This is a genomic window from Halomonas sp. ND22Bw (assembly GCF_003011945.1).
Taxonomy (GTDB): domain Bacteria; phylum Pseudomonadota; class Gammaproteobacteria; order Pseudomonadales; family Halomonadaceae; genus Halomonas; species Halomonas halophila.
Map to the genome: position 1 here is coordinate 1 of NZ_PXWD01001233.1, position 258 is coordinate 258.

1 protein-coding gene is annotated in these 258 nt (G+C 66.3%); it reads left to right on the forward strand.

Annotated features, from left to right (window positions below):
* The coding region (locus CVH10_RS22110; protein ID WP_146143277.1) for a potassium-transporting ATPase subunit KdpA at positions 1-258 on the forward strand (258 nt) is incomplete at both ends.

The window sequence follows — 258 nt, forward strand, 5'->3', positions numbered from 1 at the left end:
TCTCGGAGATCCTCTACGCCTTCACCAGCGCGGTCGGGAACAACGGTTCGGCCTTCGCGGGTCTGACCGCCAACACGCCGTACTATAACGGCCTGCTGGGCGTCGCGATGTGGTTCGGGCGCTTCTTCGTGATCGTGCCGATGCTGGCGATTGCCGGCAGCCTGGCGGCGAAGAAGTACACGCCGGAAAGCGCGGGATCGTTCCCGACCACGGGCGGCCTGTGGGTCGGCCTGCTCGTCGGCATCGTGCTGATCCTGG